Source organism: Parabacteroides sp. B2-S-102 (assembly GCF_023656665.1).
Classification (GTDB): domain Bacteria; phylum Bacteroidota; class Bacteroidia; order Bacteroidales; family Tannerellaceae; genus Parabacteroides; species Parabacteroides distasonis.
Map to the genome: position 1 here is coordinate 1 of NZ_JAMOKM010000032.1, position 12,909 is coordinate 12,909.

Consider the following 12,909-nt stretch of genomic DNA (forward strand, 5'->3'; position numbering starts at 1 on the left):
TCTTCCCATTCCGAACAGAGAAGTTAAGCCTCGTCACGCCGATGGTACTGCGTAACAGTGGAAGAGTAGGTAGCCGCCGTCTTAGGTGAAAGGAGTCAGTCGAAAGATTGGCTCCTTTTTTTGTTATATGGCACTAGCCGTTGTAGAGACGTGGTGTGCCTCGCTCACTACAGACTGATAGTATTGTTACTATTGCTAGGGGATGAGACGCAGCACGCTGCGTCTTTACAACTGGGTGAGATTTCATTGTTTGCTGAATCGGGAACAATAAAGTTCGTATCTTGCCGTTATATTAAGAATTCACCGAATGATTCTGATTTATGAGCAGCATATATGATTCTCGTCAAAGATGGAAATTAGGCTTTATTTTTGCCGCAGTATTGATCGCTATGGCTTCTGTGGTAGTATCGGATCTCTTGATTAAAGATCTGGCCCGAGAAGAGCGTCAGAAGATCGAGGTTTGGAGTGAGGCAACCCGGGTCATGACCAGTGAGAATCCAAGCCTTAATATGAATCTTATCCTAAAAATCATCCAAGGGAATACTTCTATTCCTGTTATATTATGCAGTGAGACGGATAGCGTGGTTTCTTATAATAATATAGAGATTCCGGAAAAGAATGTAGCGCAGTTCATGACGAATAAGGTTAAGGAACTGAGAACCAAAAATCCTCCGATCGTAATTGACATGGAGGATGGTACTTACCAATATTTATATTACGATGATTCGATTATCTTAAAGCGACTGCTTGTTTATCCCTATGCGCAATTATCAGTTGTATTTGTTTTTATATTAATCGCTTTTTTAGCCTTGGCTAGTACAAAGAAGGCAGAACAGAATAAAGTGTGGGTGGGGTTATCGAAAGAGACGGCTCACCAATTAGGAACGCCTATATCCTCGCTAATCGCTTGGGTTGAATATTTGCGAACGAAAGATATAGATCCTTCTCTATTGACAGAGATGGATAAGGATGTGAAACGCTTACAAACGATAGCGGAGCGTTTCTCTAAAATCGGTTCAGATCCAGATCCGGTTCCGACAAATATCGTGGAATCCATCCGTGCGGCTTTGGGATACATGGAGACCCGTATTTCCTCGAAGGTGAAAATCAATACGTATTTACCGGAGCGGCCGATATTGGTCTTAATGAATGATTCCCTGTTCGCTTGGGTAATCGAGAACCTGACGAAAAATGCGGTGGACGCCATGGAGGGGCAGGGTGAGATTTCGCTAAAAGTAGAGGAAAGAGAGAAGGTCGTGCTGATCGATTTGGCTGATACCGGAAAAGGTATCCCGAAATCAAAATTCAAGACGGTTTTCAATCCGGGGTATACGACCAAGAAACGTGGCTGGGGATTAGGCTTGTCCTTGGTAAAGCGCATTATCGAGTCCTTCCAAGGAGGAAAGATTTTCGTGAAGAGTTCGGAGCTAGGGAAAGGGACGACTTTTCGTATAAAATTGAAGAAATATAAGGGTTAAATCGTATTATAGGAAAAAATAAGCATAAAGGTATTGTTTTTGTATTTAGTTTTTTCGTACCTTTGCAAGGTTTTTACACTAAAAGGCTTTGGGGAAATTTAAATTATATAATGTAGATTTGAAAAATCTCTCTCCGGGAGTACACGAATTCGAGTATCTTTTGGAGAACAAGTTTTTTGTGGACATTGACGGAACCGAGGTCCAGAAGGGCAAAGTGAAGGTTCATCTTACCGTAAAACGGTCGTCAATGATGTTTGAGATGAACTTTCAGATAGAAGGGGTTGTTGTTGTTCCATGCGATAGATGCTTGGACGATATGGAAATTCCTATTGATACCCACAATCGTCTGGTGGTAAAATTCGGCAAGGAATATGCCGAGGAAAGTGATGAGGTTGTCGTGATACCGGAAGAGGAGGGCGCTATTAATTTGGCGTGGTTCCTGTATGAGTTTATCGCTTTGGCGGTTCCCATGAAGCATGTACATGCGCCGGGTAAATGTAATAAGGCAATGTCGTCTAAATTGAAGAAACATACCGCCAGAAGTTCGGATGAGACCGAAGACGATTTTGAGGATGACATGGGAGGTGATGATTTGGCGTTGGAAGATGACGGAAACGCTAGTCCTGCCGATCCTCGTTGGGATGCTCTGAAAGGTTTGCTAGAGAATGATAACAATTAAATAAATAAAACAATGGCACATCCTAAAAGAAGACAAGGTAAGACAAGAACAGCCAAGAGAAGAACTCATGACAAGGCTGTAGCTCCAACAATGGCAATTTGCCCGAACTGTGGCGCATGGCACATCTATCACACAGTATGTGGTGAGTGCGGTTATTACAGAGGTAAATTAGCGATTGAAAAAGAAGCTGCTGTGTAAGTTTGTCAACTTATATGGTTTGATGAACAAAAGAAATAGCCCTAAAAGTTTTTTTAGGGCTTTTTTTTACTTGGGATAAGTAGTCCTTTTATTTTTAAAGTTATGGATAAGATAAATGCGGTTATCACAGGAGTGGGTGGATACGTTCCTGAAGATGTATTGACGAATGAGGATATTTCCAAGATGGTCGATACGACGGATGAGTGGATCATGACTCGTGTGGGTATTAAGGAGCGCAGGATATTGAAAGGGGAGGGCGTAGGACTCTCTTACATGGGTATACGGGCCGTGAAGCAATTGCTCGAGAAAACGAACCTGAATCCGGAAGAAGTAGAGGTTGTCTTGACCGCTACGACTACCCCGGATCATCATTTCCCGACAACTTCTTCTATCATCGCTTATCATACAGGTTGTAAGAATGCGATGACTTTTGATATGCAAGGTGCGTGCGCAGGCTTCTTGTATGCTTTGGAGACGGGCGCTAATTATATTCGCTCGGGGCGTTATAAGAAGGTGGTTGTCGTATCGGGTGATAAGATGACATCTATTACAGATTATCAAGATCGTTCTACTTGTCCTTTGTTCGGGGATGCTTGCGGAGCGGTCTTGCTGGAGCCAACTACCGAGGAGTTCGGTGTCTTGGATACTATTTTACGGACAGACGGCGTAGGCTATCCGCATCTGATCATGAAATCGGGCGGCTCGGCTTATCCTCCTTCTCACGAGACGGTGGATAACCGTGAGCATTTCGTTTATCAAGATGGACGTGTGGTGTTCAAGTACGCGGTTTCTTATATGGCGGACGTGGCCGCTGAGATTGCGGAGAAGAATGGCTTGACGCATGATGATATCGCGTGGATCGTTCCTCATCAAGCGAACTTGCGGATTATCGACGCTACGGCGAAACGCTTGGGCGTAGATATGGATAAGGTGATGATCAATATCCAGAAATACGGCAACACAAGCGCCGGTACGATTCCTATTTGTCTATGGGAATGGGAGAATCAATTGAAAAAAGGAGATAACCTGATCCTCGCCGCTTTTGGAGCGGGCTTTACGTGGGGAGCGGTTTATCTGAAATGGGGGTATGATGGAAAAAAAGCATAAATCGGGTTTTGTCAATATCGTTGGAAACCCAAACGTAGGTAAGTCTACGTTGATGAATCGTTTGGTCGGGGAGCGGATCTCTATTATCACCTCGAAGGCGCAAACGACAAGGCATCGTATTATGGGTATCGTGAATACCGACGATATGCAAATCGTGTATTCTGACACGCCGGGAGTCTTGCGGCCGAATTATAAGTTGCAGGAATCCATGCTTAATTTCTCTCAATCCGCCTTAGGCGACGCCGACGTGCTGTTGTACGTGACGGATGTTGTCGAGACGATTGATAAAAATAATGAGTTCCTAGCACGGGTACAGAGCATAGAGTGTCCGGTTCTCTTGTTGATCAATAAGATCGACCAGACCAATCAGCCGGAGCTGGAGAAGCTCGTGGCCCAGTGGAAGGAATTGCTTCCGAAGGCCGAGATCATCCCGATCTCTGCGCTTTCGAATTTCAATATAGATTACGTGAAGCGTCGGGTGGAGGAGTTGATGCCTGATTCCCCGCCTTATTTCGAGAAAGACGCCTTGACCGATAAACCGGCCCGTTTCTTCGTGACAGAGATCATTCGTGAGAAAATCTTGTTATATTATCAGAAGGAAATACCTTATGCGGTAGAAGTGGTCGTCGAGTTGTTCAAGGAAGATGATGAGCTGATCCATATCAAGGCGCTGATCATCGTGGAGCGTGATACCCAGAAAGGGATCATCATCGGGCATCAAGGGCAAGCATTGAAGAAAGTAGGTGCTATGGCCCGGAAGGATATCGAACGTTTCTTCGGAAAGAAGGTGTTTTTGGAAATGTTTGTCAAAGTGGAAAAAGACTGGCGTAACCGTGACAACATATTGAAGAACTTCGGTTATCAGCTGGACTAATAATAGCATACGAAAGGAGAATTTATGGGAAATATAGTAGCGATAGTGGGGAGACCCAATGTAGGTAAGTCAACCCTTTTCAACCGGTTGACGGGTACCCGTCAGGCGATCGTGAACGAGGAGGCTGGTACTACCCGCGACCGTCAGTACGGCAAGGTGGAGTGGACCGGCAAGGAGTTTTCGCTGATTGACACAGGCGGATGGGTGGTTAACTCGGAGGATGTTTTCGAGGAGGAGATCAACAAGCAGGTAAAAGTGGCTATCGAGGAGGCGGACGTGATCTTGTTCGTCGTCGATGTATTGAATGGCATCACGGATCTGGACATGGAGGTGGCGCAGATCTTGCGTCGTTGCAAGCGGCCGGTGATCGTGGTGGCGAACAAGGCGGATAATTATGATCTGCATCCGGCCTCGGCGGAGTTTTACTCGTTTGGCTTGGGAGATCCTTTCTGCATCTCGGCCATCAATGGTTCTTATACCGGGGATTTGCTGGATAAGATCGTGGCGACGTTGCCCGAGGAGAAGGTGGAGATACTGGAGGAGGAGTTGCCCCGTATCGCGATTATAGGACGCCCGAACGCAGGAAAATCTTCTCTTATCAATGCTTTTATTGGCGAGGATCGTCATATCGTTACCGATATCGCAGGCACGACCCGTGATTCCATCTACACGAAATATAATAAATTCGGCTTGAACTTCTATTTGGTGGATACGGCGGGTATCCGTAAGAAGGGGAAGGTGAATGAGGACTTGGAGTATTACTCGGTGATCCGTTCGATCCGCGCCATCGAGAACTCGGATGTCTGCGTGCTGATGTTGGACGCTACGAGGGGTATCGAGAGCCAGGATATGAATATCTTCTCGCTGGTGCAGAAGAATAAGAAGGGATTGGTGGTTTGTGTGAATAAGTGGGACTTGATCGAAGATAAGAGCCAGAAGGTGATCGACTCGTACACGACCGCTATCCGCGAGCGTCTGGCTCCGTTTACCGACTTCCCGATCTTGTTTATCTCCGCTCTGACGAAACAACGTATCCTGAAGGTGCTGGAGACCGCCAAGGAGGTTTACGAGAATCGCTCCAAGCGTGTCCCTACGGCCAAGCTGAACGAGGTGATGCTCCCGATCATCGAGAATTATCCTCCCCCAGCATGGAAGGGTAAGTATATCAAGATCAAATATATCACCCAGCTCCCGGCGGGCAGCGTGCCTTCTTTCGTGTTCTTCTGTAACTTGCCGCAATGGATCAAGGACCCGTACAAACGTTTCCTTGAGAACAAGATACGCGAGAACTGGGATTTTACCGGTACGCCGATTAATATATTTATCCGGGAAAAGTAAATACATAGTTACATATATGAGAGACGCTTGGCCATCCTTCGTGGAGGTCAGGCGTTTTTTATGCTGTGTATTTGGATTAATTGTGTATATTTGGGGCATTATCGAATTAAAAACAAAATAACTATGACGAAAGTGAAAGACATCTTTTCCAAAGCAGGGAGAAACCGTTGTCCCGCACGTTTTTCCGGTTCGGATAAATGGAACCCGAACCGTCCCGCTCAATTTACCCAAGAGGAGTTTTTGGAGTATATCCATGAGATAGAGAAAGGGCCGTTTACGCCGTTGGATATAGCGAATCGTGAGTTTGAGGAATGGAAGGTGGAGTTCCTGAGAAACCAAAAGCCGGATGTACCGAAACATTATCTTGGATTCTCATTTGATCGTTTATCGGATCACTGATTGCCGGATAGAGGTGCTGGACATTATCCATGCCGCTTCCAGCATGAACCGTATCAAGCATACGAGAAGGATAAAGATAGAATAAAGCGAATGGCCGTCTTTCCTTATGGGGGAGGCGGCCATTTATCTTAGAATAGGTCTGAATGCGTTCCGGTATCGGTGAAAAGCAAGATTAGCTCCGTGTCGTCTTGGCTCCATATCAGCAGCCAATCTCCTTGGATATGGCATTCCCACAATCTAGGATTTGTTTCATCAAATCCTTTGTGCTTTCCGCATGATAAATCCTTCCTGCCTTCACGTCCTCCAAGGCCTCGTCCAATCCGGATTTCTTCTGTGCCTTCACCTTGCCTTCCAGCGAAGTGATGAATTTCTTCAAGATGTCGGCGTATTTCTCGGGGATGGTTACCTCGAATGTCTTTAATGATGTCGTTGTCTCCATATCGCTCTGTTTTAGGAATTTCCTTCGCGAATATACGGAATAAAAAGAGAAGGGGAGTTGTTTGCCTTCTCTTTTTATTTCCCGCTTCCGCGTCGGGGGGAGGGACGTGACGGTTAGATCTCGTCCGGGCTCTCGGAGTCTCCGCCGGGTGTAGGCTCGGGAGCGGGCGCCGGTTTCTTGGCGGAGGCCATGCGCTGGTTGTAGGCGGTAGTAGTCTCGGCAATCAGCTGGTTGAGGGCGGCGATGAAGGCGGTCGCTTTCTCGGACGGCTTCGCTACGCTATAGGACTGGGCCAGCAGGGTGAGATCGTCATAATACACGTCGATCCGCTTGCGCAGGTTGGTGCCGCTTTCCTTTTTGGAGGTAGTCCGGGTTTGGACGTGTTGCTGCGACAATTGGTCGTAGGCGTTATTCTCTTTCTCCAGCTCGGCGAGGTAAGCGTCGAGGCCGAGCGTGGTGACGTACGGCTTGTTCTCGTCCTTGCGCAAATCCAGCAAGAGGCCCTTTATCTTGGCGGTCTCCTGCGCCATGGGGAGGCGGGCGATGCCGTTATAGGGCTTGATGACCTTGTATAGGTACTTGCCCGCGTCACGCTCGGCCTCCAACGGGAGGGTACCGGCCCGTGAGATGCGGGTGATGATATAGATGGCGAGGTTGTCGCGGTTGGTATCGTGCAAGGCCATTTGCTCGGTCTCCTGCGAGGTGCGGCTCTCGTCCACCACGTCGGCCATGGCGAGGAGATCTGCCTCGTAGGTATCGAGGAATTCTTTGGTGAGGCCCAGCTCGGGGATGCCGTCGCTGCCGGTCAGCAGGGAGATCTCGTCGGGGGACTCGGAATCGCCGCCACCGCTGTTTCCGTTGGCTAGGTCGAGGACGTGGTTCATGAAGGAGAGGTACTCGGCGTTGTTGAAAAGAGAGAGCGGAAGTGTCTTGATTTTTGTGTAAGTACTCATGGTAAATTTGATTTAGAGTTTAAAAACTTCTCTAAGTTAGGGATATTTGCTGAATAAGGGCTTCTTAGGTCTAAAAAATGGGGATTGAATGGCGCGAATAATCATCTTAGGCCTAAGAAATGGCTTTTCAAGGGTGAAAATAGGCTTTTTAGGCCTAAGAAATGGTTTCGCGGCCTTGAAAGTCCCTTCCTATGCCAAGGAAATCACTTTTCACGGTTGAAAAACTATCTTTTAGCCCTAAGAAGTCATTTTTCACCCTTCGAGGGCATTTCTTAGGGCTAAGAGACATTAAGAATCTGATTGTTTTGCGAATGTTTTAAAAAAACACGATCTTCGCGACGTATTGGAAAAATAACGTAGAAGCGTTTCGATATTATCTTGTACTGAAATCTGGAAAATTTCTACTCTTCAAGATAATGAGAATGTAGCTCCTGCGCTTGTGTTTGTTATATACTAACCCAATGGGTGAATTATATACAATCATAAAGCGTGGGACTATCGTCTTATTATTGAAGAGTGGGCATTCCAGAGCCTCAGTACAGTGATAAGCGATGGTTCCCACGCTTCTTTTATTTGTTAACCCCAGCTTAGGGAGCAAGATGGGCAATTTAATTTATTATGTATGTCTATATCACGAAATCTAATGCGAGTAAAATAATAAGGAATCTAAATCTGAGTAAAATAGAGATTGAGGGAAATCTCTATAAAGAAGAGAAAAATAGGATTCTCAAAGCGATGTTTAGCAAATATGAACAACATGAATTGTTAGCATTCAAAAAGTTGATGGAGAACCCAGAAGAATTTATGAATGAAATATATGAAAAACTTCCAATAAAAGAGGATACGTTTTGGTGGGTATATGAGGAGCATAATCCTCCTGCTTATCATTTTGATTTAGCTTGTCCTCGTTTGAAATCTGATTTTAAAAATTATAAGATTCCGACCTCGATACGTTTTAGGAATATTTTTTTTGATGGAAATAAAGAATTTCTAGTAATGAAGAAGTTGAATACGGAAGAAAAAGAGATATTGGAGAAGAATGTTGACGAATACAGGAATTGGTGGAGGTCTGAAGGTGAGATCTTATATGAAAAAGACAAGGACATTTTTCTTATGCGTGTAAATAATCGTTTTCCTGGAGCTATGATTCGAAGCATAACAGAGTTTGATGCTAAGAATTCTGGTGTAGAAACAATTTGTAGCAATAATCCAATGGATATAGAGGCTAAAATAGATCAATTGATAAGAGAATCTGGTCAATATTATCATAAAAGTGATAAGAACAGATCTATACTTTCTAATTATTCTAAGAGGAATCCGTATACAACAAAGCCTTTCTCTTCTAATAATACAGGTTACAAAGATGACGAAATAAGAGAACTATTAAAGGAGTATAATAAACTTTTTAAATTCCCGTTAAAATACTATTTAAAGGAATATTATCGGATAAAAAATAATCCGGATCTAAAAATGGAAGATTCATTGCTTGAACAATTAGGGTTTAGATCTTGTGGTTGTTGTTATAAGAATGAAATCAATAGAATTCAATCTGAAATTGATGAATCTAATATGGATCAAATAGACTTGAGAGGTGTTGGTGTGCCAGTAGAGGATGATTTTGTAGATGATATAGATTCTTGGAGTGATATGGAAATGGAGATAATGTTAGAAGCTGATGAATATAATGATATGGTGTATTGGGAAAATGTGATTAGAGAAGAGAGTCTATAATCTTAACCGTCAGTACAAGAAAACGAACCTGTTTTAACACTATGAGAGATCTTTGGGGAGCGGTACAAACCGGGGATATGCTTGTTCGATTCTAACAATATCTTAAACCTCCTCTTTGGGAACGCTTCATTTCTCAAAAGGGAGGTTTATAGCAAATACAGGCCTTGTCTTAAGCCTCCACCCCATTCCTATACAAGTAATCCGGAGCGAAATCTGCCCCATTGTTCCATTCCAGTGTCCAGTGGGTGAGCCCGAACTGGACGAAATTCCGGAGGTCTTTCAATGGCTCGAAAAGTTTCCCTTTCAGTAAAGGGAGGAAGTTCACTAATTTCACCTTACCGTTGCTAAATTCCAATCGCATGGTATAGTCCTTGACATATTCCACGCCAGTGACGCGTATTAAATCTATATCTTCAGTCATAACTTTTTCTCTTTTAAATGGGTCTTAGGGGATTTTCATCACGAATATATGGAATAAAAAAGATAAGGGTACGAGTTCGCCTCTCTTTTTTGTCTTTCTTTCATCCACATTTCCTTGAAACCCTTGGAATCCCCATTTATAATCGTACCTTTATGTCTCTTTACCTTAAAAATTAAAAATAATCATGTTTACGCCATCAATGACAAACGAGGAAATAGAGGCAGTGGCCTATAAGGACTTTCTGGAGATCCGGGGAAGAGTGGAAATCGCGAAGGATAAATTCGTACAAAGGGTGAGATGCACGCCCCCGGGATTTTGGGCCTTGCATTCCTTGCAGGAGACACATACCCTTCAAACCCGCTCCAAGAATACATGGACTGTATATTTCTATTATTTGTACACGACACCGGCCGGTGCCGTGAAAGTCTCATCTATGATCTACACCTCCCTGCCGGGAGATGAAGGCACGGATTACCTGTTTATGAATAATCTCGACCGCTTCCGGCTGGAGAGGGTGAGCTCGCGTTTCTCGCGACAATACGAGGAACGCTATATCGGCCCGAACCAGATCCAACTGAACGGCCTTCTGCCCGCTATCTATTTCATGAGGACTGCTGGCGACCGGAAGATCGTTCCCTACACTCCCGATACATGGACCGAGGAGGAGAAAAAGGACAAATATCTCTTCGTGTCGGAGCAAGGGACCATGGAGGCGAAGCTGGAGGGGCGTGTGGAGACCTACCTTACTTTCTTAGAGCCGGAACAGCCGGGTGATTAATAAGTAGAGGGCGAGGTTGATACCCCGCCCTCCCGATAACTAGGTAGATACCTCCGGGCTTATCTTTTCAGAAGATCGATCCTCTCGCCGGGCAACAGTACCGCATGAACCTTCTCCGTTACCCGCCCCTTCACGTTGAAGGAATCCCTTAGGCGGATGTCGGCGGCGGAGGAACCGATCTGCGCCTCATATTTACCGGACTCTACGACCCAATGACTGGCGCTCTCGTCGAAGGAGGCCAGATCCGTATCTTTCACCTTGAAGATGATCTCACGGCTCTCGCCCGGCTGGAGGAGTTGGGTCTTGGCGAAACCTCTCAACTCTTTCGCCGGTTTATCCATGCTCTTGCCGGGGGCGGAGATATATAGCTGGACCACTTCCTTCCCGGCTACCGGGCCATTGTTCGTGATCGTGCAACTGATGCTGTAGTCCGTATCACCCATGAACACTTTCAAGCTCGAATAATTGAAAGTCGTATACGACTGTCCGTAGCCAAACGGATAGGAGACGGGCACGCCGAACGTATCGAAGTAACGGTAGCCCACGTAGATACCCTCCTCGTAGTTGGTATAGTCAATATTCTTACGATCCGTATGCTCCGGGCCTCCTCCCATGAAACCGGCTAACATTTCTTTCAGGTCGATACCCGAAGCGTCCGGGAAATTCTTCGTGGAGGCTACGTCGGCGATGCTCACGGGGAAAGTCATCGGGAGCTTACCGGAAGGATTCACCTTTCCGGACAGGATATCGGCTACCGTGTTACCTCCTTCCTGCCCGGCTTGCCAAGCCAATAGGATGGCGTCCGGTTCCGATTTCCAGCTGGCGGTCTCGATCACGCCCCCGATATTCAAGATTACGACCACCTTCTTCCCTTCCTTATGGAAAGCGTCGGAAACCGATTGGATCAACGCTCGCTCATTCTCCGTCAGGTTGAAATCTCCCTCGATCTTCCGGTCTTGGAACTCTCCCGAGCTACGGCCTATCGTAACGAAGGCGATATCCGCCTCTTTCGCCTTAACGGCCAGCCCAGCGGCATCCGGTACGAACTCCGGGATACGAGGGTGGTTGAAGAAAGCGGCGGCGGGGCTCGTGTCTTTCGGCTGTTTCGCCTTTTCCTCGGTACTGTATTTCTCGTATAAGGCTTTCACTTCGGCGTCCATGGTATAACCGGCGTTCTCCAGACCTTCCACGAGGGATACGGTATAAGCCTCGTTCACGTCGCCACTGCCGGTGCCTCCGGCGATAAAATCGTACGAGGTGGTACCGTAAGCCGCTATCTTCTTGATACCCGGGGCCAGCGGCAAGGCATTATTCGTATTCTTTAATAAAACCATACCTTCGGAAGCGGACGCACGGGTTACCTCGGCGTGAGCTTTCAGGTCCGGTTTGTCGGAATAGGCGTATTGGGCAAAGCGGGGGGATTGAAGGATCAGTCGTAATACACGGGTTACGTCCGTATCCACGTCGTCGATAGAGAGAGAACCGTCCTCAAGCGCTTTTAGGAGGGCCTCTTTCTGGTCCGGCCGGCCGGGCATCAGCAGATCGTTTCCGGCGTGGATCTGGGCGGGGGCGTTCTTGCCGCCAAACCAGTCGGTCATGACAAGGCCGCTAAAACCCCATTCGTCACGGAGGATGGTCGTTAGCAAATCACGGCTTTCGGAGGCATATTCACCATTTATCTTATTGTAGGAAGACATGACCGTCCACGGGCTTGCCTCTTTTACGACCATCTCGAAACCTCTTAGATAAATCTCCCGCAAGGCACGAGGGGTGAGGCGGGCATCCGTTCCCGTCCGGTTGGTCTCTTGATTATTGACGGCGAAATGCTTGATGGAGGTTCCCACGCCATTGCTTTGGATACCGTTTACCATCGCTGTCGCTATCCGGCCCGTCAAGTAGGGATCTTCGGAATAATACTCGAAGTTACGTCCGCAGAGAGGGCTTCGGTGGATATTCAGCGCGGGGGCCAAGAGTACGTCGCAACCGTATTCTTTCACCTCGTCGCCCATGGCGTTGCCTACGTTTTTGACCAATGCGGTGTTCCATGTGGAGGCTAGCAAGGTAGCGACCGGGAATGCCGTGCAATAATAGGTCGCCTCGTTCCCCTTGCGAGTCGGGGAGATACGTAATCCGGCGGGACCGTCGGCCACTACGATAGCGGGGATTCCCAGACGTTCGATCGGGAAGGTCGTTCCGGCGGCTCCCGGCACTAGATTTTGCGTGCTGCCGACTACGGCTGATTGGCCGCCGAACCCGGGCATTCCGGTTCCGACTAACAGGGATACTTTCTCTTCGGCAGTCATGGCGGCTACGATTTTCTCGATAGGATCTTTACCCAATTGCGGCAAGGTTTGGGAGTGCCCTACTTGCATGGCCATCGTAAGGCATGCGCCCATTAATAGTTTGTTCATATAGAATGGTTTTTGTGTTTTTCAGTGCCCCAAAAGTAGGCGAAGGAATCGAGGCGGACAAAGAAAAAGAAAGGTATCGGAGGTAAGGATTTCGTTTTTTGAT

Annotated in this window: 13 protein-coding genes, 1 rRNA gene and 1 pseudogene; 10 read left to right on the forward strand and 5 right to left on the reverse strand. The window is 46.7% G+C overall.

Features of this window, described 5'->3' with window-relative positions:
- The 8 genes from rrf to NBH07_RS21575 form a co-directional block, all read left to right on the forward strand.
- A 5S ribosomal RNA gene (gene rrf / locus NBH07_RS21540) occupies positions 1-82 on the forward strand; the annotation flags it as partial.
- 238 nt (positions 83-320) lie between these two features.
- Positions 321-1,478 carry a sensor histidine kinase gene (locus tag NBH07_RS21545; RefSeq protein ID WP_005853831.1) on the forward strand — a complete coding sequence of 386 codons (1,158 nt, stop codon included), beginning with the start codon at positions 321-323 and terminating at the stop codon, positions 1,476-1,478.
- Between the two features lie 88 nt (positions 1,479-1,566).
- Positions 1,567-2,157, forward strand: coding sequence for a YceD family protein (locus NBH07_RS21550; RefSeq protein ID WP_005867041.1), 591 nt, complete (start codon positions 1,567-1,569; stop codon positions 2,155-2,157).
- A 12-nt stretch (positions 2,158-2,169) separates the two neighbouring features.
- Positions 2,170-2,355, forward strand: coding sequence for a 50S ribosomal protein L32 (rpmF, locus tag NBH07_RS21555; RefSeq protein ID WP_005634607.1), 186 nt, complete (start codon positions 2,170-2,172; stop codon positions 2,353-2,355).
- A gap of 102 nt (positions 2,356-2,457) precedes the next feature.
- Entirely contained in the window at positions 2,458-3,462 is a 1,005-nt protein-coding gene (locus NBH07_RS21560) for a beta-ketoacyl-ACP synthase III (protein ID WP_008779906.1), read from the forward strand.
- The gene (era, locus tag NBH07_RS21565) at positions 3,446-4,336 is read left to right on the forward strand and encodes a GTPase Era (protein ID WP_008773803.1); all 891 of its coding nucleotides are present in this window, start codon (positions 3,446-3,448) and stop codon (positions 4,334-4,336) included. The genes NBH07_RS21560 and era overlap by 17 nt, the downstream gene beginning before the upstream one ends.
- Positions 4,337-4,360: 24 nt before the next feature.
- Positions 4,361-5,674 (forward strand): ribosome biogenesis GTPase Der, encoded by a 1,314-nt coding sequence (gene der, locus NBH07_RS21570; RefSeq protein ID WP_005853839.1) that lies wholly within the window; start codon positions 4,361-4,363, stop codon positions 5,672-5,674.
- A gap of 123 nt (positions 5,675-5,797) precedes the next feature.
- Positions 5,798-6,073: a hypothetical protein gene (locus NBH07_RS21575; RefSeq protein ID WP_039848765.1), complete on the forward strand. Its 276-nt coding sequence runs from the start codon at positions 5,798-5,800 to the stop codon at positions 6,071-6,073.
- Between the two features lie 128 nt (positions 6,074-6,201).
- Here NBH07_RS21575 and NBH07_RS21580 read toward each other — a convergent pair.
- From NBH07_RS21580 to NBH07_RS21590, 3 genes and pseudogenes are all read right to left on the reverse strand, one after another.
- A pseudogene (locus tag NBH07_RS21580) lies at positions 6,202-6,309 on the reverse strand (type II toxin-antitoxin system mRNA interferase toxin, RelE/StbE family); the annotation flags it as partial.
- Positions 6,273-6,512 carry a hypothetical protein gene (locus tag NBH07_RS21585; RefSeq protein ID WP_008779908.1) on the reverse strand — a complete coding sequence of 80 codons (240 nt, stop codon included), beginning with the start codon at positions 6,510-6,512 and terminating at the stop codon, positions 6,273-6,275. The pseudogene NBH07_RS21580 and the gene NBH07_RS21585, both read right to left, overlap by 37 nt.
- 113 nt (positions 6,513-6,625) lie before the next feature.
- Entirely contained in the window at positions 6,626-7,465 is an 840-nt protein-coding gene (locus NBH07_RS21590) for a DUF6261 family protein (RefSeq protein WP_156682713.1), read from the reverse strand.
- 618 nt (positions 7,466-8,083) lie between these two features.
- Between NBH07_RS21590 and NBH07_RS21595 the strand changes: the two genes are divergently transcribed.
- Positions 8,084-9,196, forward strand: a complete 1,113-nt coding sequence (locus NBH07_RS21595) for a hypothetical protein (protein ID WP_156682714.1) — start codon at positions 8,084-8,086, stop codon at positions 9,194-9,196.
- Between the two features lie 169 nt (positions 9,197-9,365).
- On the opposite strand, the gene NBH07_RS21600 is transcribed toward NBH07_RS21595, so the two are convergent.
- Positions 9,366-9,617 carry a DUF2442 domain-containing protein gene (locus NBH07_RS21600; RefSeq protein ID WP_156682715.1) on the reverse strand — a complete coding sequence of 84 codons (252 nt, stop codon included), beginning with the start codon at positions 9,615-9,617 and terminating at the stop codon, positions 9,366-9,368.
- A 184-nt stretch (positions 9,618-9,801) separates the two neighbouring features.
- On the opposite strand from NBH07_RS21600, the gene NBH07_RS21605 reads away from it, so the two are divergent.
- Positions 9,802-10,395 carry a hypothetical protein gene (locus NBH07_RS21605; protein ID WP_156682716.1) on the forward strand — a complete coding sequence of 198 codons (594 nt, stop codon included), beginning with the start codon at positions 9,802-9,804 and terminating at the stop codon, positions 10,393-10,395.
- Between the two features lie 59 nt (positions 10,396-10,454).
- Here NBH07_RS21605 and NBH07_RS21610 read toward each other — a convergent pair whose 3' ends face one another.
- The gene (locus tag NBH07_RS21610) at positions 10,455-12,806 is read right to left on the reverse strand and encodes a glycoside hydrolase family 3 C-terminal domain-containing protein (RefSeq protein WP_156682717.1); all 2,352 of its coding nucleotides are present in this window, start codon (positions 12,804-12,806) and stop codon (positions 10,455-10,457) included.
- Between the last annotated feature and the right edge of the window lie 103 nt (positions 12,807-12,909).

What these genes read in the sequence shown, in the direction of transcription:
- NBH07_RS21585 (WP_008779908.1), bottom strand. Translation starts at nt 6,512, where the DNA reads ATGGAGACAACGACATCATTAAAGACATTCGAGGTAACCATCCCCGAG.
- NBH07_RS21545 (WP_005853831.1), top strand. Translation starts at nt 321, where the DNA reads ATGAGCAGCATATATGATTCTCGTCAAAGATGGAAATTAGGCTTTATT.
- NBH07_RS21610 (WP_156682717.1), bottom strand. Translation starts at nt 12,806, where the DNA reads ATGAACAAACTATTAATGGGCGCATGCCTTACGATGGCCATGCAAGTA.
- era (WP_008773803.1), top strand. Translation starts at nt 3,446, where the DNA reads ATGGAAAAAAAGCATAAATCGGGTTTTGTCAATATCGTTGGAAACCCA.
- der (WP_005853839.1), top strand. Translation starts at nt 4,361, where the DNA reads ATGGGAAATATAGTAGCGATAGTGGGGAGACCCAATGTAGGTAAGTCA.
- NBH07_RS21560 (WP_008779906.1), top strand. Translation starts at nt 2,458, where the DNA reads ATGGATAAGATAAATGCGGTTATCACAGGAGTGGGTGGATACGTTCCT.
- NBH07_RS21600 (WP_156682715.1), bottom strand. Translation starts at nt 9,617, where the DNA reads ATGACTGAAGATATAGATTTAATACGCGTCACTGGCGTGGAATATGTC.
- rpmF (WP_005634607.1), top strand. Translation starts at nt 2,170, where the DNA reads ATGGCACATCCTAAAAGAAGACAAGGTAAGACAAGAACAGCCAAGAGA.
- NBH07_RS21590 (WP_156682713.1), bottom strand. Translation starts at nt 7,465, where the DNA reads ATGAGTACTTACACAAAAATCAAGACACTTCCGCTCTCTCTTTTCAAC.
- NBH07_RS21605 (WP_156682716.1), top strand. Translation starts at nt 9,802, where the DNA reads ATGTTTACGCCATCAATGACAAACGAGGAAATAGAGGCAGTGGCCTAT.
- NBH07_RS21595 (WP_156682714.1), top strand. Translation starts at nt 8,084, where the DNA reads ATGTATGTCTATATCACGAAATCTAATGCGAGTAAAATAATAAGGAAT.
- NBH07_RS21575 (WP_039848765.1), top strand. Translation starts at nt 5,798, where the DNA reads ATGACGAAAGTGAAAGACATCTTTTCCAAAGCAGGGAGAAACCGTTGT.